Below are 22,516 nucleotides of genomic sequence, written 5' to 3'. Positions count from 1 at the left end.
ATCACACGTTAGCCGGCCCTGGGGCCGAGTAACGTGTGGCTCGTAACGCGTCCGACAGGTGCCGCGACACCATCGGAGAAGCCGCGACCTGATGACCCAGTGCGATCAGTTCGTCCGGATCGGCTGGCGCAGGGGAGAGCTTGCCCGTGTCGTCGGTGGCCGGGTCGAGGTCCGGGCCGATCACCTGGCAGGTGGCCAGGTCGAACACGGCGAACATCGTCCGGGTGCCCGACTCCTCGGACGTGCGCACCTCCTCGCGCAACTGGTACGCGGTCATGGCGGCGTTCAGGTACACGCTGATCTCGATCAGCGCGTCGCGGTACCCCGGCTCGGACTGCACCCCGGCGCCCCAGCACTCTTCCAGCGACAGCGCCCCGCTGCGGACCGCCACCAGAACGTGATTGACGACCGCGCGGAGGGACCGGGTGAAGGCGGTGCTGTTGCGCCCGGTCGGGTTCAGGTACGCGTCCACGGCCGCCGTCACCGCCCCGCACCCGGTGTGCCCCAGCACCAGCAGCAGCCGGAGCGAGTCGCGGAAGTTGTGCAGCGCGTATTCGAGGCTCCCGAGGCACTCGTCCCCGAGCACGTTCCCGGCCACCCGGACCACGAACAGCTCGTTCGGGCCGGCCTCGAACACGAGTTCGGACGGGACCCGCGCGTCCGAGCACCCGAGGACGGCGCAGAACGGGGCCTGCTTCGGGACCGGCGCCGCCGGAGCGGGTGCGGCGGCCGCCGTCGGAGGGACGGTGCTGCCGGCGGGCACGTGCGGGGCCGCAACGCAAACGAACCGGGCGTTGCCCGCGAGCAGCCGGAGGACGACCTCCTCCGGGGTGCGGGGGGCCTCGAGCGGTTCATCGGACGTGCGACGAAAGCGGCTGACCCAGTCCATACGCCCTCCTTGAAAACGCGCACGAGGCGCAAATCTCTTATATCAGGCAACGCCGGCGGTGAGCACCCTCGACCGGGCCATGAGCGCCGATTTCCGAACGGTGGTAATCCGGTCGCGGCGCAGTGACTTCGGATGCGCCGTCTGGCGGTACGAGCCGGGCGGTTCGTCGCGGGTTCCGATGCCGAACACGACCGCGTCCGAAGCCGCAAGTGAGCTGTGCCAAACCGCTTCTTCCCACAAATCACGGTTGGGGGGAACCTGCGGGCGCCCGCCCTCTATAATTGAGAACGTTTGTGCGTCTCGCAGAGGGAACGGATGGCCACTTCAACGGCAACGGTTGCGGAACACGGAATCACCGGCTGGCGGTTCGATAACACCTACGCGCGGTTACCTGAAGACCTCTTCACGCCGACCCAGCCGGCAAAAGTGCGGGCGCCGCGGATCGCGCTCCTGAACCACGAGTTGGCCGACGAACTGGGGCTCGATTTGCGCGCCATCTCACCAGACGCGGCCGCGGCCCTGTTCGCGGGCCAAGAGCTGCCCCCCGGGGCCGGGCCGATCGCGCAGGCGTACGCGGGGCACCAGTACGGCGGGTTCACCATGCTCGGGGACGGCCGTGCCATCCTGCTCGGCGAGCACCGGACGCCGGCCGGCCGGCTCGTGGACATCCAGTTCAAGGGATCGGGGCGGACGCGCTTCTCCCGCGGCGGCGACGGGCGGGCGGCGCTGGGGCCGATGCTCCGCGAGTACGTCATCAGCGAGGCGATGAGCGCGCTGGGCGTCCCCACAACGCGGAGCCTGGCGGTCGTGACCACCGGCGAGCCCGTCTACCGGTCGGGGGCACAAAAGGGTGCGGTCCTCACGCGCGTGGCGGCCAGCCACATCCGGGTCGGCACCTTCGAGTACGCGGCGCGGCGCGACCCGGCGACCTTACGGGCGCTGGCCGATTACACGATCGCCCGGCACTACCCGGAACTGGTCGAGGCGCCTCAGAAGTATCTGGCGTTCTTCCGCGCCGTGTCCGATCGCCAAGCCGCGCTCGTGGCGCGGTGGCAGCACGTGGGGTTCGTCCACGGGGTGATGAACACCGACAACATGGCGGTGTCCGGGGAGACGATCGACTACGGCCCGTGCGCGTTCATGAACGCGTACGACCCGGCCACCGTGTTCAGCTCGATCGACAGCGAGGGGCGGTACGCCTACGGCAACCAGCCCAACATCGCGCAATGGAATTTGGCCCGGTTCGCCGAGACGCTCCTGACCCTCATCGGCCCCGACCCAGAGGCCGCCGTTGCGGCCGCAATGGGGGTGCTGAACGAGTTTCCGGCCCGGTTCGAGGGGTACTGGCTCGCCGGAATGCGTAAGAAGCTCGGGCTGCAAACCGACGAGGGCGGTGACGCCGAACTGGTTCAGGGACTGCTCGACTGGATGCAGAAATCCCGGGCGGACTTCACCAACACGTTCCGCGACCTGTCCGCGGACGGGCCGCCGACCGGCGAGAGGTATCAGGACGCGGACTTCCGGGCCTGGTACACCCGCTGGCAGGACCGGGTCGGCCCGTCCGCAGCGCCGGCTCGTGAGCTGATGCGGAGCGTCAACCCGGCGGTCATCCCGCGGAACCATCGAGTGGAAGAGGCGCTGGCCGCAGCGGAGCAGAGAGACGACCTGACGGTGCTGAACCACCTGTTGAGCGCGCTGAAGTTACCGTTTGAGGAGCGGGACGAGTTCGCCGCGTATCGGACGCCCCCCGTTGACGAATGCGGTTACCGCACGTTCTGCGGGACGTGAGGCCATCACGCGTCGCGCCGCCTTATCACGTTCGCCCGGCGCGCTCACTCTGGCACCGACCGCGGCGCCCGTGCCACGACCGCCCCGCAACCGCCCTGCAACACGAGGAAAATACGGCCGACTCATCAACGCCGCTCGCGCCCCGCCGAGAACGGGACGCCCGCGGTGATCGAAACCCACCCGCCCCCCGACCGAATCAGCCGTTCAGCTCGACGGCCTCTTCCCAGTGCTGGTACAGCAGCGCGAGCGCGCCCTTCGTCTTTTCCAGATCGGACATCGTTTCGCGCAGCCGGTTCGCGTCCTTGTACACGTCGGGCGTTTGCAGCGCGGCTTCGAGGTCCGCGACCTTCTGCTCGGTCTTCGCAATGTCCGCCTCAATGTCCGGAACCTTGCGGTACGGGAACTTGCGCTTCGGCTTCGCGGCCTTCGTATCGCCCGCGGGAGCCCCTCCGGTCCGGCGCGCGGACGCGTCGTCGCCCCCGGACTTGCGCCCGGGGCTCGCCTTTTCCGCCTGCTCGCGCGCCTGGCGCAGCAGCTCGTAGGTGTCGTAGTTCCCGTACACCACCTCCGTGGTGCCGTTGTCGAACACGATCAGCAGGTCCGCGACCCGGTTCAGGAAGTAACGGTCGTGGCTCACCACGATGCACGTGCCCTCGAACGCCTTCAGCGCCTGCTCGAGCGAGTCGCACGCCCAGATGTCGAGGTGGTTCGTCGGCTCGTCGAGGATGAGCAGGTTCGCCCCGTTCACGGTGAGCTTCGCGAGCGCGGCGCGGGACCGCTCGCCGCCGGACAGCGACTTGATCGGGTGCTCGACGATCTCGCCGTGCAGCCCGAAGCTCCCGAGCAGGTCCCGCATCTTCTGCTCGGTCTGCTGCGGGTCGTCGTCCGGCCACACCGCGCGGAGCACGCTCTTGTCGGGGTCGAGGATCGCGAGGTGCTGGTCGAGGTAGCCCGGGAACACCAGGTGCCCGCGCTGCACCAGCCCGCTCGTGGCCGGCTCGTCGCCCAGCAGGATGCGCAACAGGGTCGTTTTGCCGCACCCGTTCTCGCCCACGATCCCGAGCCGCTTGCCGCGCGGCAGGTCGAAGTTCAGGTTCTCGAACAGGGTCCGGGCGCCGAACCGCTTGGTCAGGTCCTCGGTGTGGAACACCACGTCGCCAGACCGCGTCACCTCGCTGAACGCGATGTCGGGGCCGCTCACCTTCGTGGGCTTCTCGAGCCGGTCGAGCTTGTCGAGCGTCTTGGCGCGCGACTGCGCTTGCTTCGCGAGCTGGCCGTAGTGCGCCCGGCGGATGTACTCCTCCTGCTTCTCGATGTACTCCCGCTGCGCCTCGAACTCCTTCAGCTCGCGCTCGAACTTCTCGTCGCGGAGCCGGACGTACTGCTTGAAGCTCCCCGGGAAGCTCGTGATCTTGCGGTCGTGCAGCTCGAACGTCTTGTTCGTCACCTTGTCGAGGAAGTACCGGTCGTGGCTCACCACCAGCATCCCCTCGGGCTGCTGCGCGAGGTAGTTCTCGAGCCACCGGGTGGTGGCGATGTCGAGGTGGTTGCTCGGCTCGTCGAGCAGCATCACGTCCGGGGCCGAGAGCAGCAGCTTCGCGAGCAGGAGCCGGCGCTGCTGGCCGCCGGAGAACGTGTTGGCGTCGCGCGGGAAGTCCGACGCCTTGAACCCCAGCCCCGCGAGCACCCCTTCGACCTTGTGGTCGAGTTCGAACGCGTCGTGGTGGCGGAGCAGTTCGGAGAGCCGGTCGAACTTCGCGCTGAGCTGGCGGTGCTGGGCCTCGTCGGTGGCCGCGGCGAGTTCTTCGGCCACGCGCTCGAACTCCCGCTGGGTGGCGAGCAGCTCGTCGAACGCGCTCTTGGCCTCGGCGAAGAGGGTGCGGCCGGTCGGGAACTCGGCCACCTGGAGCAGCAGCCCGAGGCGCGCGCCGGCGTGGAGCGTGACCTTGCCGGAGTCGGCCTCGTCGAGGCCCGCGAGGATGCGCATGAGCGTCGTCTTGCCGGCCCCGTTGGGGCCGACGAACCCGACGCGCTCGCCGGCGTGCAGCTCGAACTCGACGCCGTCGAACAGCGGCGTGGCGCCGTACCCGCGAGAGAGATTCGTGCAGGACAGGAGGAGCATAAGGAACTCTCAATGCCACACAGGGCTTCCGCCCTGTGCTACGCCCGGCGACCCCTCCGGGGTGCAAAACCGTCCGCACCGCGCGCGTCATATCCGGTCCGCCGCCGGAGGGGCCGGCGGGCGTAGCACAGGGCGGAAGCCCTGTGCGACCGGCGCTCAGCTTAACAGAATCCGCAGCAGCTCGGGGTGGACCCCCGGCGTGCCCGCGACCAGGTCCGGGCGGTACGGGTCGAACGGCGTGCCGTCCGTGGCGCTCAGCACCCCGCCCGCCTCGGCGATCAGCGCCGCCCCGGCCATCACGTCCCACGGGTAGTTGTCGTAGGCCCAGTACCCGTCGAACCGGCCCACCGCGACGTAGGCCAAGCTCAGGGCGGTCGAGCCGTTGCGCCGCAGCGACTGCGCGTGCGCGGTGATCTTCTTCCAGGCCTCGAGGTTGCGAATCTGCTTCTCGTAGTTCGCCGGGAACCCGGTGCTCAGCATCCCGTCCGCGACGCCCGACACCGCGCTCACGCGGATGGGCCGGTCGTTCAGGAACGCCCCCAGGCCGTGCGCCGCGGTGAACATCTCGTTCTGCCGCGGGTCGAAAATCACCCCGACGATGGCCCGCCCCTGGTGCCACAGCCCGATCGAGACGCAGTAGGCCGGGACGTCGTGGACGTAGTTGGCGGTGCCGTCGAGCGGGTCCACGACCCACGCGGGCGGCGCGTCGGCGGGCGGGCGCACGTCCCCGGGCGACTTCCCGACCGATTCTTCTTCGCCGATGAAGACGTGGTCGGGGAAGCGGCCGAGCAGGATGTCCTTAACGATCTGCTGTGAGGCGTGATCCGCGTCGGTCACGAGGTCCGCGCGCCCCTTCTCCCTCACGGAGAACTTGGCGCGCCAGCGCTCCAGCTCCGCGCCACCCTTGCGGGCGGCCTCGGTCGCCACGGACAGGTACTCGCGCAAACGGTCGGGTTCGGTGCTCATGCCAGAAATCATACGGAACGCAGTCGTTTCAAGTTCCAGGTTCCAGGTTCCAAGTTGGGAACCGGCTCGGCAAAAGCCCCAAGCCATTCGTGCGCCTTGAGCTTTACGTGGAACTTGGAACCGGGAACGTGAAACGATTGGAACCCGTCGGGCGGCGTTACTTCACCCCGGCCCGCTTCGCCGCCTCGGGGTCGATCGCCTTCAGCGCGGCGCGGGCCGCGGCGGCCAGCGCCGCGTCGCGGTGGCTCACCAGCTTCACCAGTTCGGGAGCGGAGTCCTTGGCGTCGACCCCGATGCGCCCGAGCGCCCGAGCCGCCATGCACCGTTCGCCCTCGCGGCGAGTGCCTTCCAGGTTGGACTCCTCCAGGGCGCGAATGAGCAGGGGCACGACGCGGGCGTCCTTGTTGAGCAGCCATGCCGCCTCGGCCGCGGTAATGCGCACCTGGTGGGCGCGCCACTCCAGGGCCGCTTCCAGCTCCTTCTCGCCGGACCGGTCGTCGGCTGTGCGGAGCAGCGCGAGCGCCGCCTGCGCGCGGACGAGCGCGTCGGGGTGCTTGAGCTTCCGCTTGAGGGCATCGACCACCTCCCCCGAGTCGGCAGGGCGGATCAGCCCGAGTGCTTCGACCGCCGCGGCCTGGACGAGCGCGGGCTCGTCGCCGTCGAGAACCGCGAGCAGCGGCTGAACGGCGTCGCGTGCGTCCGGTCCCACGCGCCCGAGCGCGCCCGCGCTCGCCGCCCGAACCGACGCGAACGGGTCGAACAACCGCTTGACCAGTTCGGGCACCGCCGCCTTCGCGTCGGGTCCGAACTCACGGCCGATGTCGGTCGCGACCGCTTCTCGCATCCTGGGCTCGTTGGATCGCAGCAGCCGGATCATGGCCGGCAGTGCCCGGGGGTGCCGCTCGATGCGCCACAGCGCGACCGCGCACGCGAACCGCACGTGTTCGTCGGACGCGTCGAGCGCCGCGAGCAGTTCGATGACCACCGCCAGCCCCGCGGGGCGCAGCTCTTTGAGCGCCTCGGCCGCCTCGCGGGCGCGGCCCTTGTCCTCAAGCAAGTCGGTGATGGCCCGCACCGCTGCTGGCGTGGGCGCGATGCGATACAGCGCGACGAAGTCCTCGGCCCACGCCCCGCTCCGCCGCGCGTTCATGTTCTGCCGGATCGGCTCCAGAGCGTCCCGCGCGGCCGGCCCCAGTTCGCCGAGCGCGGGTACCGCGAGCGCCCGGGCGGTGGAGTCGCCCTTCAGCAGTCTCAGCAACGCCGGTAGCACGGCGTCGGAGGCCGTGCCGAGCGTCTCGGCTGCGAGCACCACGTCACTCGAGTCTTCGGCTTTGAGCCACCGCTCAAGCACCGCCACCGTTTCTTTGGACCGGTCGATGCGCCACAGCGGGGCGAGTGACGAAACGCCCTCCTTCGTACCGGCGGACCCGTGTAAGAGCGCCACGGCCGCCGGGTCGCGATCGACGCGCCACAGCGCGAGTGCGGCTTGCGTGCGGTACAGGGCCGCGCCCGTACCCTCTTTCGTTCTGGCGCGGAGTGCAGGTAGCGCGTCCCTGGCCCCCGGGCCGATCCGCCCCAGCGCGTCGGCCAGGAGGCCGGTCAGGAGCGGGCTCGCATCGGCGAGGCGGTCGATGATCGCGGGCACCGCGGGGGCCGCCTCCGGGCCGAGATCGGCGAGCAACCGCGCTGCGACGTGGGCCTCATCGGGCTGTTCCGCTTTCAGCGCCTTTGTCAGTACGGGAATGACGGTGTCGGCACTCGCGCCCAAGGCAATCAGTGCCTCGGCCGCGCGCAGCCGGACCAGGGCCGACGGGTCATCGAGCAGCTTGGTGAGGGCCGGAACCGCTCGGTGCGCGCCAATCGCCCCGAGCGCGCGAGCGGCGGGTGCGCGCACCGACGGGTCGTCGTCGCCGAGCAACCGCACCAGGGACGGGGCGGCGGCACGCGCGTCCGGGCCGATCTGCGCCAGCAGCCCCACGCACGCGCGCCGCGTCGCAGTGTCGCCCCACAACCCACGCGTGAGCGCCGGGACCGCCGCCGGCCCGAGGGCAACGAGTTTGTAGGTCCCCCCAAAATCATTGCGTGCGTCCGAAACCATCGCGTCGAGTTCGGCTTCGGACGGCGACCGATGAGGCTTGGGCGACTCCGGCGTGGGTTGCCCCGTTGCCGGTACCACCGCGACACCGGCAACGACCGTGAGCACTGACGCAGCGATGAGCGTTCGCATAGCGTTTCTCGTTCAGGAAGCGGCGGACACCAGCGTGATACGAATTGCCTGCGGGTTGCACCGGACGCGCAGCGGTTCCTTCCCGCTCACCCCGCGGCCCACCACCAGCACCGAGCCGCGTTCGGCGAACACCCCGCAGTCGAACCGGCGGCCGTACACACTCGGCACGAAGATCGAACCGATGACGGGCACCCGGATTCCGCCGCCGTGGACGTGCCCGGACAGCATCAGACCGACCCCGTGCGCCGCGCCCCAGTAGAAGTTGTCCGGGGTGTGGCTCACGCAGAGCCGGAACGCCTCGCCGGGGTGCGGGGCGCCACTCAGATCCGGCCCGGGTCGGACCCACGGACCCTCGTGGCCGACGGTAACGCACCGAACCCCGCGGACGCGAACCTCCTGCCACCCGTTGCCGAGCACCGTGTAGCCCGCCGCCGCCAGTTCCGCGCGCACGCGGTCGGGGTCGTGGTACAGGTCGTGGTTCCCCAGCACTGCCAGCTTCGTCTCTTTTGCACGCAGCCGGCCGAGCAGCGGGCCGATCCACGCGCGGTGCGTGTCGGTGTCCACGAAGTCGCCGCCCAGGCACACCAGATCGGGCTCCGGCCCGGCGGTCAGCTCGTCAATGATACGCTCGAAGTAAAGTCGGCTCGGGGTGCCGTGAAAGTGGACGTCGCTCACGAACAGGATCGTGAGGCCGTCCCACGCGGGCGGCAGGCCCGGCAGTGCGAGCGTCAGCTCCGTGAAGTCGAACTTGAACACGCCGTTGCCCGGCAGCCGGGTCGCCGACTGCCCCTTCCCGTCGCCGACGAGCTTCTCCCCGAGTTCGGGCCACAGGTCCAGCGTCCGCGTGCGCTCGCTCACGACACAAGCCGGCGGCTTCCGCAGCGCGCGGCGGAGCGTGACGAGCGGGAACACCAGCCCGCCGAACGCGAGGCACGCGACCGCGTAGGCGAGCAGCCCGCGTTCGAGCGGCCCCTTCTCGGATTCGTGCGGTTGGTCGAGGAGGGGGTACGGGCCAAGGGGGCCGAGCACGAGCCACGGGAACGCGAGGATCGCGGCCCCGGTGGCGAACCGCCACACCTTGAGCGGCCCCTTCGGAAGCGGGCGGGCGTAGAGGTTGTTCAGAACCGCGACCCACACGCATGCGTGCCCGACCCACGCGACCGCGACGGCGAACAGTAGGAGCGTGATCATACCGTGTCATTTTACGGCGGGGCGCGGCAACCGGCCGGGCGCGCCCCGCGTGAACATCCGGTGAAGACAGTCGCAGCCAGGGGGCCGCCGCGTTTATACTGGGGACGCATGTTCCACTTCGTTCCCCTCTCACCGATCCGAGGCCCGGCTCATGAACGGTTCCCTGTTCGACCCCACGCGGCGCGCGTTCCTGGGCGCGCTGGGCGCGTCGGCGCTCACCTCGCCGGCGCTGTTCGCCGAGCAACTGCTCCGCACCCCGCCCCAGACCGAGGGGCCGTTCTACCCGGACAAGATCCCGCTCGACACCGACAACGACCTGATCGTCATCGGCAAGAACACCACCCCGGCGCTCGGCGAGGTCGCGCACCTGACGGGTAAGGTGTTGGACGTGAACGGCGCCCCGGTGAAGAACGTGCTGGTCGAGATCTGGCAGTGCGACGCCAACGCGGTGTACCTGCACTCGGCCGACAGCACGCCGAAGGCCAAGCAGCAGGACAAGAACTTCCAGGGGTTCGGCCGCTGCGCCACGACGGACAAGGGCGAGTACCGGTTCCGCACCATCAAGCCGGTTCCGTACCCGGGCCGCCCGGCCCCGCACATCCACTTCAAGGTCAAGCGCAACAACCGCGACCTGCTGACCAGCCAGTTCATGGTCCGCGGGCACGCCGGCAACGCCCGCGACGGGGTCTTCAACCAGATCCGCGACCTGATCGACCGCGAACTGGTGCTGGTCGACTTCAAGCCGGTCAAGGACTCGAAGATCGGCGAGCTGCAAGCGTACTTCGAGATCGTCATCGGCCTCACGCCGTCCGAAGCGGATATGAACCAGAAGAAGTGACCCCTAATAAGGAACCCGGCGATGCGCGCGATTGCTCTGGTACTGTTCACGGCGGCACTTCTCGGGGCCGCGTCGCTGACGTCAGCGCAGCCCCCGGGGCAGCCCGGTGGGAAGGGCGGAAAGGGAGGTAAAGCGGGCGGACGGGCGGTCACCGTCGATGACATGGCCGCCCGCGTCTTCGCCTACGACGCGAATAAGGACGGCAAGCTTACTAAATACGAGCTGACCGACGGGCGACTGCACGCACTGTTCGAGCGGGCCGACGCGAACAAGGACGGGATTCTCACGAAGGACGAGCTGACCGCGCTCCTGACGAAAGAGTCCGCCGCGACGGCCGGCGGCAGCGGTCCGGGCGGGTTCGGCCCGGGCGGCCCCGGTGGTCCCGGAGGTCCGGGGTTCGGGCCGCCGCAACCGGGGCAGGTGCTGCCGCCGTTCCTTCAGGATCAACTGAACCTGACCGACGCGCAGAAGAAGGAACTCGCCGCGCTCCAGAAGGACGTGGACGCGCGACTCAACAAGATTCTCACGGACGAGCAGAAGAAGGCGCTGCGCGAGCGCGGGCCGGGTGGCCCGGGCGGGTTCCCGCCGCCGCCCCAGTAACCACTCCAGCCCCGCACCAAGCGGGGCTTTTTGCTTGGCGATGAGCAAAATCCTTGGGCCGCAAGAAGGCCCGGACGGCACCGATGGGGCGAAGCCCGAACCGGCGGCGCGTGACGATCCTGCTCGGTTGGACCGCGGTCAGCAGCGGTCGCAGTGGCCGCACTTCGGCGTTGCCAGTTCGGTCCCCTCGCCGAAGTACTTCAGCACCGTGTGCCAGCGACAGGCGCGGCCCTCGGCGTACCCGACCAGGGTTTGCAGCTTGGCCCGGTCGCGCTCCTCCCGCTCGCGGTACGCCTGACCCTGGCGGGCCACCTGGTCGCGGTCCAGCCCGCGCGCGGCGAGTTCGTACCGGGCGCCGTCGGCCCGCGCGACGCCGCGGCCGGTCAGCAGGTCGAGGCACAGCTTTAAACGGGCTTTGGGCAATGGCGAGATCGCGAGCAGTTCGGTCAGGGTCGCGCCGCCCGGGGCGCGCTCGAGGGTGTGGTACGCGTTGACGAGGTCGGTATCGTCCGGGTACCGGCCGCGGCCGAAGAACCGCTGCAACTTTTGGTCGGCCGGGTCGTACAGCAGCACGCACCGCGCGGTGCCGCCGTCGCGGCCGGCACGGCCGAACTCCTGGTAGAACGCCTCCACCGTGCCGGGCAGGTGGTAGTGAACGACGGCGCGGATGTCGGGCTTGTCGATCCCCAGCCCGAACGCGTTGGTGGCCACCATCGTCCGCACCGCCCCGGACATGAACGCGTCCTGCGCCGCGGCCCGCTGCTTCGGCGGCAACTTGCCGTGGTACGCGGCCACGTCCACCCCCTCGCCGTCCAGGTACTCGGCAACGGCCTCGACCGCCTTCACGGTGGCCGCGTACACGATCGCGGGGCCGTCGGTGTTGTCCAGGATTTTGCTCAGCAGCGCGCACTTCTCGCGGTCGCCGGCCGCCGGGATCACGTCGAGCGTCAGGTTCGGCCGGTAGAAGCCGGTGTGAACCACGTCGGCATTCGGGATGCCGAGCCGCCCCAGCACGTCCTCGATCACGTCCGGCGTGGCGGTCGCGGTAAGGGCCAGCACCGGCGGGCGGCCGAGGTCGTCGATCGCCCGGCCGAGGGCGAGGAAGTCCGGCCGGAAGTCGTGCCCCCACTGGCTGACGCAGTGCGCCTCGTCCACCACGAACAGGTCGATGGGCACCCGCTTCAGGACCGCACGAAACTCCGGATTGGCGAGTTGTTCGGGCGTGGTGTACACGAACTCAGCCCGGCCCGACGCGATGTCCTCTTCCGCCCGGTGCCGCTCGGCGGCGGTCAGCGTGCTGTTGACGACGGCCACGTCTACGCCCTTGGCCCGCAGGGCGTCGGCCTGATCCTTCATCAGAGCGATGAGCGGACTGACGACGACCGTCGTGCCCTCCAGCTCGAGCGCCGGAAGCTGGAAGCACAGGCTTTTGCCGCTGCCGGTGGGCATGACGATGAGCACGTCGCGGCCCTCCATCGCGCACCGCACGGCTTCCAACTGGCCGGGGCGGAACTGGCGGAACCCGAAGTGCGCACGGAGCTTCTCTTGCAGGGCGCGAGCGGTGACGGTCGGCGGGAGAGCGGACATCGAAAACCTCGTGGTGCGGGGCCTGCACGCACAGAGGCAAAACCCGCGCCGCCCGGCCGCCACCGCGGGACGCGCCGAGCCGGCGGCGGTCACATGGGCGCCGGGCCGAACACCAGACATTCGTGTGGGTGCAGCTCCGTGTGGGCGTCGCCTTCCGCGCGCGGCCCGCCGTAGGTGCGCCACTCCGAGCTGTGGAGCACCTGCGCGCCTGCGGGCGGCCCGGCCGGTAGCGGTTGCGGGGCCGCGGACAGGTTGAAGTAGGCGTGCAGTGCCGACGCCGGATCGGCCCCGCGGACGAACTCCAGCACCGGTCCTTCGGCGGGATCGGGTACCAGCCGGGCGCGACGGTTCACGAAGTCTCGTAGTGCCGGCCACTGGCGGCAGGCGGCGAGCAGGTCGCGGTACAACTGGCGCAGCCCGGCCCGTGGCGATCCGTCCGGCCAGGACCAGTTCAGCCGCGACGCGGTGAACGACAGCGTGGCCTGCGGGTCCGGCACCTCGCCCGCCAGCGCGTAGTCGCGCCGCCGCCCCTGGCGCACGCCCTCGATCAGCCCGCGGTCGCCGAACGAGCAGAAGAACAGGAACGGGTTCGTCTCCCCGTACTCCTCGCCCATGAACAGGAACGGCAGGTGCGGGGACAACAGCATCAGGCTGGCGGCGAGCCGCTGCACCGGCGGCCCGGCCAGCGCCGCCAGCCGCTCGCCCCGCGCCCGGTTGCCGACGTGGTCGTGGTTCTGCACGCCGACCACGAACCGGTCCCCGGGCACGTCCCCGGCCGACGCGCCCCACCGCCGCCCGCGGTGCCGGCTGTACCGCCCGTCCAGCAGGTACGTGCGCTCCAGCACCCGCGGCAGGTCGGCGGCCGGGCCGAAGTCGACGTACTTGCCGTGCCGCTCGCCGGTCAGGAACGCGACCACCGCGTGGTGGAAGTCCTCGTTCCACTCGGCGTCGAGCCCGTACCCGCCGCGGTCCGGCGGGAGGACGATGCGCACGTCGTTGAGCAGGCTCTCGGCAATCACGTGGAACGGCCGGCCGAGCGGCGCCGCGGCCCGGTCCGCTTCGCGCTTGATCTCGGTGAGGATGTGAACGGGGCTGATGTCGAAGATGCTCTGGGTGGCGTCCAGCCGCAGCCCGTCGAGGTGGTACTCTTCGGCCCAGTGCCGGACGTTGTCCAGCACGAAGTCGCGGACCCCGTCGGACCCCGGTCCGTCGTAGTTGAGCGCCGCGCCCCACGCGGTGCGGTAGCGGTCCGAGTAGTACGGGCCGAACTCGCCGGCGTAGTTGCCCTCCGGCCCGAGGTGGTTGTACACCACGTCGAGGACCACCGCGAGCCCGTGCGCGTGGCACGCGTCGACCAACCGGCGCAGGGCGTCGGGGCCGCCGTAGGTGTCCTGCGGGGCGAACAGGTGGACCCCGTCGTAGCCCCAGTTCCGCGCGCCCGGGAACTGAGCCACCGGCATGACCTCGATCGCGGTGACCCCTAGGTCGCGCAGTTCCGGCAAGCGCGGGATGACCGCGTCAAACGTGCCCTCCGGGGTGAACGTGCCGACGTGCAGCTCGTAGAAGACCAAATCGTCACGGCTGACCCCGCGCCAGCCGCGGTCGGTCCACGGGAAGCGGCCCGGGAACACGACCGCCGATGGCCGGTGGACGCCGTCCGGCTGCCAGCGCGAACACGGGTCCGGGCGCTCCGGGCCGCCGTTGAGCCGGTACGCGTACCGCTGCCCGTCCGGCACGCCCGCACCGGCGTGAACGAAGTAGCCGTCATCCTCCGGGCGCATGGCGATCGGTTGCCGGCGGTCGCCGTCGATCAGGACCAGCTCGACGCGGTCCGCCTTGGGCGCCCACACCCGCCACGTCACGGCCCCGTCGGACCGGGTGACCGCGCCGCACCGCCGGATCTCCGCTGCTCCCATTTCGTCTCCCCGTGTCGCGTGCGCCCGCCCCACGGCGTTCCGTTTACTTCGGCCGAACGCGCAGTCAAGACTGCAACATCAGGGCCGCGACACGTCCACCACCGCGGTCCCGGCGACGGCGAATGCCCGATCGCCGCGCCGGATCGGCACGTTCGCCGCTCCGGTGAACGTACCGAACGCCGGCAGCACCCCGACCCGCGGCCCGAACCAGAAGCACGGCAGCCGCAACCGCTCGCGGCCCAGTACAACGCCCGGGTGAAGGTGCCCGGCCAGCACGTACCCGCCGTCGGCCGGTTCCGGGAAATGGGCGAACACGAACGGCTCGACGCGGAGGTCATTCGACCAGTCGCCCCACCCGTCCGGCGGCGGGCCGGCGCGGTCGTGGTTCCCGCGCACCAGCCGTACCAGCAGGCCCTGCCGTTCATTGCGCCACGCAGTCAGCCCCTCGACCACATGGGCGGTGCGCCCCTCACGCGCGTGCCAGAAGTCGCCCAGGACGAACAGGTGCTCGGCCGCGGTGTCGTCGAGCGCGGCGGCGAGGCGGGTGAGCGGTTCGGCCGAATCTCCCGGCACCGGTACTCCGGCGGCGCGAAACGCCTCGGCCTTGCCGAAATGCGGGTCGGCGATCACCAGCGCCCGCGCCCGCGGCCAGAAGAGGGACCGGTCCGGGCGCAGGACCAGCCGCTCGCCGGCGATTTCGATCTCTGCGGTCATTCCGGACCCGCCTTCCGCTCCAGCGCCGCGGCCAGCTTCCGCACCCGGTCGGCCAGCGTTTCCGACGACACCGCCGCGCGCATCCGCTCGACCAGCAGCGGGAACGCGAACGGCGTCGGCCGCGGCGGGTCGGTCACGACGAGCCGGGCGGCGCCGATCCGGTCGAGCGCGGCGCGCAGCCGCGTCACCTCGAACTGGCGGTCGAGCACCTCGCGCCGGGCCTGCCACAGGAGCAGGTTCGACGGGTCGTGCTCGCGGAACACGTCGTAGAACAGCCCGCTGGACGCCTGGAGCTGCTTGGCGGTGCGGCCCGCGTGCGGCAGCCCGGGGTTCACCAGCCCGGCGACGCGGGCCACCTCGCGGAACTGCCGCTTCGCCAGCTCGGCGGCGTTCAGCGACGCCAGCACGTCGTCCGTCAATCGGTCGGGGACGAGTAACTCTTTCAGCGCGATCGCGTCGAGGTCGAGCTGGTCGGACGACACCAGTTCGAGGCCGTAGTCGTTGCACGCCAGGGTGAACGTCTGCGGCCGCCGGCGCGACAGCCGGTACGCCAGCAGCGCGGCCACGCCCTCGTTGACGAGCCGCCCCTCGAACGGGTAGAGGAACAGGTGGTGCCCGTCGCGGGTGCTGAGCCGCTCCGCGAGCACCTCGCCCGCGGCGGGTACCCGTGACCACCGGGCCTGCACCTCCAGCACCGGCCGCACCGCCCGCATTTCGGCGTCCGCGAACAGCCCGCGGGCGGCCTCGTCCAGTTTGGCCCGCACCGCCGCCGACAGCTCGCCGGACAGCGGCAGCCGCGACCCGGACCAGCGGGGCTTCGTGTCGGCGTCTTTTTTCGCCAGCCGCACCCACGCCGTCATCTCGTACAGCTTGACGAACTCCAGCGTGCGCCCGGCGAAGGTGAACCGGTCGCTGGTCTTGAGCCGGGCGGCGAACGACTCGTCCACCGTCCCCAGCTTCGGCCCCCGGAGGAACCGCACCAGCACCGCGGCTTCGGACGTGATGACGCCGACCGACTGCCGGTGCCGGCGGGCGACCTTCGCGTCCGGTACGCCGTACACGCCGTCGCGCACCTCGACGCGGCGGTAGTCTGGGTACGCTTTCAGTGCCTCGCCGCCACGGGTGACGAAGTCGAGTACCCACGTCCATTCCGCGCCCGACAGGTCGCGGTACGCGTGGGCCGTCCGCACCTCCGCCAGCAGTTCGTCGGCCCGGAACCCGCCGGCCAGCGCCGAGCCGACGCAGTGTTGCGCCAGCACGTCGAGCGGCTTGTCGATCGGGAACCGGCCCTCGATCCGCCCTTCGGCTGCGGCGGCCCGCGCCGCGGACACCTCAACCAGTTCGAACGCGTGCGTCGGGACGCAGGTGACGCGGCTGGTTTCGCCTGGCCGGTGCCCGCTCCGCCCGGCCCGCTGCAACAGCCGCGCGACGCCCTTCGGGCTCCCCACTTGGAGCACCCGCTCGACCGGGGCGAAGTCCACGCCGAGGTCGAGCGTGCTGGTGCAGACCACGCACCGCAGCGTCCCGGCGCGGAGCCCGTCCTCCACCCAGTCGCGCGCCTTCCGGTCGAGCGAGCCGTGGTGCAGCGCCACCTGCCCGGCCCACTCGGGGCGGGCGTCCAGCAGCGCCTGATACCACTGCTCGCACTGCCCGCGGGTGTTGGTGAACAGCAGCGCCGTCTTGCCCTCATCGATTGCCGTGAGCACTTGCGGCAGGAGGGACAGCCCGAGGTGTCCGGCCCACGGGAACCGTTCCACCCGCGGCGGCAGGATCGCGTCGATGGCGATCGGCTTCGGCACGTGCCCGCGGATCACTCGACCGCGCCCGGTCTGCGAGCACGCTTCCGCAGACGTATCGCGCCCGGCCCCGGCAAGTGCCGCAAGCGCGTCGTCCAAGTTGCCGAGTGTCGCCGATAGCCCCCAGGTCCGCAGGCGCGGGCAGAACGTGCGAAGGCGGGCGAGCGCGAGTTCGGTGAGCACTCCGCGCTTCGAGCCGAACAGCTCGTGCCACTCGTCGCACACGACGCACCGCAGGCCCGCGAACTTCTCCCGCGCGTCCGGGTAGGTCAGCAGTAGCGACAGGCTCTCGGGCGTGGTGACGAGCACCGTGGGGAGCCGCTTCTGCTGCCGCGTGCGGGCCGCGGCCGACGTGTCGCCGGTGCGCGTCCCGACATCCCAGTTCAGCCCCAGCGGGCGGAGCGGCGCTTCAAGCGCCAGTGCGGTGTCGGCCGACAGCGCGCGAAGCGGGGTGACCCATAGTACGCGAAGCGGCGGAGGAGTTACCGCGGGGGGCTCGCTCACCGCTTCGAACAGAGGGCCGAAGTACGCCGCATACGTTTTACCGGTGCCGGTGGAAGCGTGAACGAGCCCGCTCGCGCCGGCGCGGTACGCCGCCCAGGTCTCTTGTTGAAACGGGAACGGTGCCCACCCGCGGCGCGCGAACCACTCGTCCGGCGGCACCACCTCCGCCGGGTCGATCGGGCGCGGCTTCGGCGTCTTGGTGCGGGGGGGCTTCGGGATGCCTCTCACGCCCCGCCCTCCGCCGGCACGTTCAGCAGTCCCTTGACGCGGTCGAGCGTGTCCGCCTCTTCCGGCTTCTTGTCCGTCCGCCAGCGGAGCATCCGCGGGAACCGCACCGCCACCCCGCTCTTGTGCCGCGACGACGCCTGAATGCCCTCGAACCCCAGCTCGAATACGAGTTCCGGCTTGACCGTGCGGACCGGGCCGAACTTCTCCAGCGTGTTGGCGCGGACGAACGCGTCCACCTTGCGGATCTCGGCGTCGGTCAGCCCGCTGTACGCCTTGGCAAACGGCACCAGCGCCCCGCCGTCCCACACGCCGAACGTGTAGTCGGTGTAGAGGCCGCTCCGCTTGCCGTGCCCGGACTGGGCGTAGATGAGCACCGCGTCCACCGCGAACGGCTCGACCTTCCACTTCCACCAGTCGCCGCGCACCCGCCCCACGCGGTACGGGGCCGCGCGGCGCTTCAGCATCATCCCCTCGACGCCCCGCGCCCGACTGCCCCGGCGCTCGGTCGCGAGCGATTCCCACGAGTCGAACGCCAGCCGCGGGGACAACCGCAGCGCGGGGTGCGGGGCGCGGGCCGCGAGCGCCTCGAGCCGTGCGCGGCGCTCCGAGAGCGGGCGCTCGCGCAGATCCGCCCCGGCCTCCTCCACGAGGTCGTAGGCCATGAGCACTGCGGGCACGTCTTCAAGCAACTTCTTTGAGAGCGTCTTGCGGCCGATGCGCTTTTGCAGCTCGCCGAACGGGAGCACTGTGCCTCCGAATTCGGGGGAACCCCCCGCGGGTTCCCCCGTGACCCCCTCCTGCCTCTTCCACGGCAGGATTTCGCCGTCGATCACGGTGCCGTCCGGCAGCGCCGCGGCGAGCGCCGCCAGTTCAGGGTAACGGTCGGTGACCAACTCCTCGCCCCGGGACCACACGAACGATCGGCCCCCGCGGCGCACCACTTGCGCGCGGATGCCGTCCCACTTCCACTCGGCCTGCCACTCGTCCGGCGAACCGAGCGCGGCCGGCTTACCTTCGAGCGGGTGCGCGAGGAAGAACGGGTACGGGCGGCTCACGTCGGCGTCGCCCGAGTCGGGCGCCACTAGGGCGGTGTAGAAGGCGGGCGTCGGTTCCCACGCGCCCATGAGCCGGTGCGACACGGTGTCGGTCGGGAGCCCGCTCACCTGCGCCAGCGCCCGCACCACCAGCAGTTGCGACACCCCGACGCGGAACTCGCCCGTGATGAGCTTGTTCCACACGAACCGCTGCCGCTCGTCCAACTCGTCCCACGCCGCCACCGCCGCTGCGCGCTGGTCCGGTTCGTCCATGGCGCGGAGCGGCAGCAGCCGGTTCTCGACCCAGTCGGCCAGCGGTCGGGTACTCGCGGCGGCAGCGGGCGGCAGTAGTAGTGCGATCGTTTCGGCCACATCGCCGACGTGGTGGTAGCAGTCGTCAAACAGCCACTCGGGCACGCCGGCGAGTTCCCGCGCCCACAGCCGCAACCGCTTCGACGGCACGGCCTGCCGCGGCTTACGACCGCTAAGGAAGTAGACCGCCCACGCGGCGTCGGCCGGCGGCGCGGCGGCGAAGTAGCGGGCCATCGCCGCGGTCTTCTCGGCGGTGCGGGTGGTCTCGTCCAGCGCCGCGTACAGGTCGGCGAACGCTTTCACCCTTCTACCTCCTGCTTACCCGAATCGCTGCCCTCTTCTTCGTCGCCGTAGCGCGTGGCGATCACCCCGGCGTCGAGCCCGCCCTCGCGCAAGTAACGAGCCAGTTCGGCCGCGAACCCGTGCGTCGCCAGAACCCGGGACGCGCCGGACTCGCGCACCGCCGTCAGGAGGCCGGGCCAGTCGGCGTGATCGGATAGCACGAACCCGCGGTCCACGGCCTTGCGCCGCCGCGCCCCGCGGACCCGCGCCCAGCCGCTCGCCACCGCCTCGGACGCGGGCTCGAACTTGCGCGCCCAGGGCGAACCGGCCGCCGACGGCGGCGCGAGCACCAGCGCGCCGGCCCACGGTTTCGCTTTCCCCCGTCCGGTGGTCACCTCGCTCACCGGCACCGTGGGCGGGAGCAACACCCCACTCTCGCGGTACGCGCGGGTCACCTTCTCGACCGCGCCGTGCGTGAAGATCGGGCCGATAGACGGATCGACACCGGCCATGACCCGTTGTGACTTCCCGAGCGCGTACGCGTACACGATGCTGCACTTGCCGGCCGCTTTGTTCGCCGCCCACCAGGCGTTCACACCGCCGAACAGCACATCAGGGGTTTCCCAGCGGTAAATGGGCAGGCCGAACGTCGATTCGGTGATGAACGTGTGGCAGCGGAGCGGCTCGAACGGCTGACAGGTCGGGTCCGGGTCGAGTTTGTAGTCGCCGGTGACGACCCACACTTCGCCGCGGTACTCCACCCGCACCTGTGCCGAACCGAGAACGTGTCCGGCGGGGTGAAAGGAGACGTGAACCCCATTGTGCTCAGTCGGCTGGCCGTACGGCACGGTTGCGATGTCGGCCGTCGCGCCCAGGCGGGTGTGGAGCAGGTGCGAACCGGGCGCGGCGGCCAAATAATGGCCGCACCCCCAGCGGGCATGATCGGTGTGGGCGTGGGTGACCACCGCCCGCGGCACCGGGTTCCACGGGTCGATGTGGAACCCGCCGGCCGGGCAGTACAACCCGTCGTCGGTGAGTGAAATCAGATCTTCAGACACCGACTTGCTCCACCCGTGTATGGCGCCCGTCGTGAACCGCAGCCGCGGGCGCAAATTAACGGCCGGCGCGGCGGTCCGCGAGCGCCCCGAAGGTCGCGCCGGCCACGAGCCCGCCCAGGGCGTACAACCCAACCGTCATGAGAGCGGTACGCGAGGTTCGGCGGCTCGGCGCGGTGCCTAAACCGAGCGGGCCGGGTAAGAACACCGCGCCTAATCCCGCCGCCAGCCCCAGCAGCGCGCCGCGGGTGACCGCTCCGTCCGCCCCGCCCAGGCCGACCAGTGCGTAGTACGCGCCGTTCGAGGCGAGGTCGCCTGCGAGCGTGACGGCGTGCATGGCAGGTTCCCCCGGCGGTGCGACATCGGCCGCGCGAAGGCCGGCCGCGAGCGCCCGCTTGCCGAGCACGTCCATTCGCGGTGCGTCGGCCACGGTGCAACGGGTCGCCTCGTGGGCCAGGGTAAGCGCTACCGCCCCGGCCGCTCCGCTCGCAATTGAGTCGATCATGAAGTGCCTCCGCGCAGTACAGCCGCGCCGTAAAGCGAACGCAAACGGTGGGCCGCTCCGGTGTATTTCGGGTGGCTTGTTCCGCTTCGGTGGTGCCGATATCCGCCGCATTGGTGGATTGCGGGAATTCGGCGTTGCGCGGGTGCGACTGCTGTCGGTCGCAGGTGTACTGGAGGTACACCTTGAGGACGTAAACCCAGGGGATGGCACGGCACTGGGGCGGCGTCCAAGAAACGGTGGCGGAATGGGCGGCTGTCGTGGTTTCGCTTCGTTTCGGCCCACGCGGGCCTTGCGTTCATGAAGGCCGGTTTTGACAGGATTTACCGGATCAAAACAGCTCTATTTGGAATCATGTGGACGGCCCTCGACTGTTGTCGGTTAACGCTTGCCCGACACCGTTCAGTCCAGGTGCGTCACGATCTGCCCGCGGGGACGGAGGGGGGCGCGCAGCTTGCGTCAGGTTCTGTCTTTTCGTTGAGTCAATTTGCAGGATCGCACACGGCCTGTATTGAAACAACGCGAAAAGCCGGTCAAAACGGGTGGTCATCCCGTTTCCACCACTGGTCACGCAATAATTTCTCAGCGTAAGGCGTTAAGATTCAACTGGTTAAGTGATTCGCGAATTCCACACGGCGCAATTGGCACATCGCGTGCTTTTTAGTGTGTCGAGCCGGTTTGCGAGTCCCGGCTCAGGTAAGATCTTCCCCACCAAACATGGGCACGGGAATAGCGGGGGTATGCGAGTCCCCCCGCCGAATCCCGTGCCCCACTTCTTTTTTACTCTTTCACTAACTGTCCATCCGTTCTTCACAGTCCGATTTTCAGCCCGCAGCACCGTCCGCGACAGTTGTTTCAGGTTCCGAGTGGGAACCGACCCGGCTGGGTCCGGTTCGGGCGCGAGCGGGGAGTCGGTCTTTCATTCACGGTCCGGTTGCTGGCGTCCGTTCCTGTCTGATGTCTTTGTGGGGCAGACATTCCTGTCCGTGCGACGCCGCGAATTCGGCGATTACGTTGTCGCGGGGAAGCCGTTGCTTTTCGGTACGTCGCTAACCAAACTATCTGTCCGACGCAACCCTCTGCGGTCGTTCCGGCTGTGCCCGGACGCTCAACTCGCGCCCGACATCGCGAAGCAACTGAGCCTGACGCCCAACGACCTGTTCGTCTGCCTCGACGCAGCCCTGGACGACACGCTCGCCGCGAACCGCGCGCTCCAGTGCCGGCTGAGAACCGTGTGACGGTTCGGCCTTTGCGCCGGCCCGCGGACCGGAGATGATGGAAGGGACACCTACCGCGATAAGGCGACCTCATGCCGCACGAACCACCGACCGACGCGACCGAACGCGAACAGGCGCTTCTGCGCGCGGTCGTTGCGGGCTACGAGGCCCTGGCCGCGGCCCCCGACGCGCTCGCCGAGGAGCGCGCCGAGCGGGCGCACTGGGACGCGACGCTCGCGGACGAACTTCCGGCGCCCACGGGAGAAGCTGATGACGGCCCCGGTCCGCGGAGAGGTGTGGATGCTCGACCTGTCCCCGGTGCGGGGGCACGAGCAGCAGGGCACGCGGCCGGCGCTGATCTTGAGCGTGGACGCCTTCAACAGCAGCAAGGCGGAACTGGTCGTGGTCCTGCCGGTCACGTCGAAGAAGAAGTACGCCCTCCCGACCCACATTCCGCTTGACCCGCCGGAAGGCGGGCTGACGATGCCGAGCGTGGTTCTGTGCGATCAGGTGCGCGCGGTCAGCAAGGACCGGCTCATCCGCCGGCTGGGCGCCGTCTAACCGGCCCCGCTCGCGTGCGTCGAGCCGGCCACGCTCGCGTGCCCTGCTGGGCCTCTCACTTTCCCGCCCCGATTGCCCCATGAAGTTCCCGTTTGATGCCAACCAGCCCGACCCAGGCGGAGCGCGGCACATCGCGCTCGGTCACCCGCCCGAGAACCGGCCCGCCCCGAAGCGCCGGGGCCTTCTG

General features: G+C 70.2%; 17 protein-coding genes. 5 read left to right on the top strand and 12 right to left on the bottom strand.

The window, feature by feature from the left end; all coding sequences use genetic code 11:
* Window position 1: 1 nt before the first annotated feature.
* Window positions 2–889 carry a carbonic anhydrase gene (locus tag GobsT_RS36055; protein WP_010035663.1) on the bottom strand — a complete coding sequence of 296 codons (888 nt, stop codon included), beginning with the start codon at window positions 887–889 and terminating at the stop codon, window positions 2–4.
* A 315-nt stretch (window positions 890–1,204) separates the two neighbouring features.
* Here GobsT_RS36055 and GobsT_RS36050 point away from each other — a divergent pair, with 315 nt between their 5' ends.
* Window positions 1,205–2,677: a protein adenylyltransferase SelO gene (locus GobsT_RS36050; protein WP_010035666.1), complete on the top strand. Its 1,473-nt coding sequence runs from the start codon at window positions 1,205–1,207 to the stop codon at window positions 2,675–2,677.
* Between the two features lie 196 nt (window positions 2,678–2,873).
* Here the strand turns inward: GobsT_RS36050 and GobsT_RS36045 are convergent, their stop codons facing one another.
* The 4 genes from GobsT_RS36045 to GobsT_RS36030 all read right to left on the bottom strand — a co-directional run bounded on the left by GobsT_RS36045 (window position 2,874) and on the right by GobsT_RS36030 (window position 9,183).
* A complete protein-coding gene (locus GobsT_RS36045; RefSeq protein WP_010035669.1) occupies window positions 2,874–4,799 on the bottom strand; it encodes an ABC-F family ATP-binding cassette domain-containing protein in 1,926 nt (641 codons plus the stop codon).
* A gap of 156 nt (window positions 4,800–4,955) precedes the next feature.
* Window positions 4,956–5,765: an inositol monophosphatase family protein gene (locus GobsT_RS36040; RefSeq protein ID WP_010037203.1), complete on the bottom strand. Its 810-nt coding sequence runs from the start codon at window positions 5,763–5,765 to the stop codon at window positions 4,956–4,958.
* Between the two features lie 157 nt (window positions 5,766–5,922).
* Window positions 5,923–7,992: a HEAT repeat domain-containing protein gene (locus tag GobsT_RS36035; RefSeq protein WP_010037206.1), complete on the bottom strand. Its 2,070-nt coding sequence runs from the start codon at window positions 7,990–7,992 to the stop codon at window positions 5,923–5,925.
* Window positions 7,993–8,004: 12 nt separating this feature from the next.
* A complete protein-coding gene (locus GobsT_RS36030; protein ID WP_010037209.1) occupies window positions 8,005–9,183 on the bottom strand; it encodes a metallophosphoesterase in 1,179 nt (392 codons plus the stop codon).
* 151 nt (window positions 9,184–9,334) lie between these two features.
* On the opposite strand from GobsT_RS36030, the gene GobsT_RS36025 reads away from it, so the two are divergent.
* Complete coding sequence (locus GobsT_RS36025) at window positions 9,335–10,021, top strand: dioxygenase family protein (RefSeq protein ID WP_010037213.1); 687 nt, start codon at window positions 9,335–9,337, stop codon at window positions 10,019–10,021.
* A gap of 21 nt (window positions 10,022–10,042) precedes the next feature.
* Window positions 10,043–10,621 (top strand): EF-hand domain-containing protein, encoded by a 579-nt coding sequence (locus GobsT_RS36020; protein WP_010037220.1) that lies wholly within the window; start codon window positions 10,043–10,045, stop codon window positions 10,619–10,621.
* A gap of 138 nt (window positions 10,622–10,759) precedes the next feature.
* On the opposite strand, the gene GobsT_RS36015 is transcribed toward GobsT_RS36020, so the two are convergent.
* The 7 genes from GobsT_RS36015 to GobsT_RS35985 all read right to left on the bottom strand — a co-directional run bounded on the left by GobsT_RS36015 (window position 10,760) and on the right by GobsT_RS35985 (window position 20,554).
* Window positions 10,760–12,208 carry a RecQ family ATP-dependent DNA helicase gene (locus tag GobsT_RS36015; RefSeq protein ID WP_010037222.1) on the bottom strand — a complete coding sequence of 483 codons (1,449 nt, stop codon included), beginning with the start codon at window positions 12,206–12,208 and terminating at the stop codon, window positions 10,760–10,762.
* 89 nt (window positions 12,209–12,297) lie between these two features.
* Window positions 12,298–14,124, bottom strand: coding sequence for a malto-oligosyltrehalose trehalohydrolase (gene treZ, locus GobsT_RS36010; RefSeq protein ID WP_010037225.1), 1,827 nt, complete (start codon window positions 14,122–14,124; stop codon window positions 12,298–12,300).
* Between the two features lie 78 nt (window positions 14,125–14,202).
* Window positions 14,203–14,838, bottom strand: coding sequence for a ligase-associated DNA damage response endonuclease PdeM (gene pdeM, locus GobsT_RS36005; protein WP_010037227.1), 636 nt, complete (start codon window positions 14,836–14,838; stop codon window positions 14,203–14,205).
* Window positions 14,835–17,366: a ligase-associated DNA damage response DEXH box helicase gene (locus GobsT_RS36000; RefSeq protein WP_010037230.1), complete on the bottom strand. Its 2,532-nt coding sequence runs from the start codon at window positions 17,364–17,366 to the stop codon at window positions 14,835–14,837. Before GobsT_RS36000 ends, pdeM begins: the two co-directional genes overlap by 4 nt.
* Entirely contained in the window at window positions 17,363–19,015 is a 1,653-nt protein-coding gene (locus GobsT_RS35995; RefSeq protein ID WP_010037231.1) for an ATP-dependent DNA ligase, read from the bottom strand. The genes GobsT_RS36000 and GobsT_RS35995 overlap by 4 nt, the downstream gene beginning before the upstream one ends.
* Entirely contained in the window at window positions 19,012–20,052 is a 1,041-nt protein-coding gene (locus tag GobsT_RS35990; RefSeq protein WP_029600767.1) for a ligase-associated DNA damage response exonuclease, read from the bottom strand. Before GobsT_RS35990 ends, GobsT_RS35995 begins: the two co-directional genes overlap by 4 nt.
* A gap of 55 nt (window positions 20,053–20,107) precedes the next feature.
* Window positions 20,108–20,554, bottom strand: a complete 447-nt coding sequence (locus tag GobsT_RS35985; protein ID WP_010037234.1) for a hypothetical protein — start codon at window positions 20,552–20,554, stop codon at window positions 20,108–20,110.
* A 983-nt stretch (window positions 20,555–21,537) separates the two neighbouring features.
* Here GobsT_RS35985 and GobsT_RS35980 point away from each other — a divergent pair.
* Both GobsT_RS35980 and GobsT_RS35975 read left to right on the top strand, forming a co-directional pair.
* Window positions 21,538–21,789 carry a hypothetical protein gene (locus GobsT_RS35980; protein ID WP_029600768.1) on the top strand — a complete coding sequence of 84 codons (252 nt, stop codon included), beginning with the start codon at window positions 21,538–21,540 and terminating at the stop codon, window positions 21,787–21,789.
* Window positions 21,790–22,038: 249 nt separating this feature from the next.
* The gene (locus tag GobsT_RS35975) at window positions 22,039–22,329 is read left to right on the top strand and encodes a type II toxin-antitoxin system PemK/MazF family toxin (protein WP_010037237.1); all 291 of its coding nucleotides are present in this window, start codon (window positions 22,039–22,041) and stop codon (window positions 22,327–22,329) included.
* Window positions 22,330–22,516: the final 187 nt, after the last annotated feature.

Origin of the sequence: Gemmata obscuriglobus (assembly GCF_008065095.1) — a bacterium.
Lineage (GTDB): Bacteria > Planctomycetota > Planctomycetia > Gemmatales > Gemmataceae > Gemmata > Gemmata obscuriglobus.
This window is presented reverse-complemented; position numbering and strand designations above follow the sequence as displayed.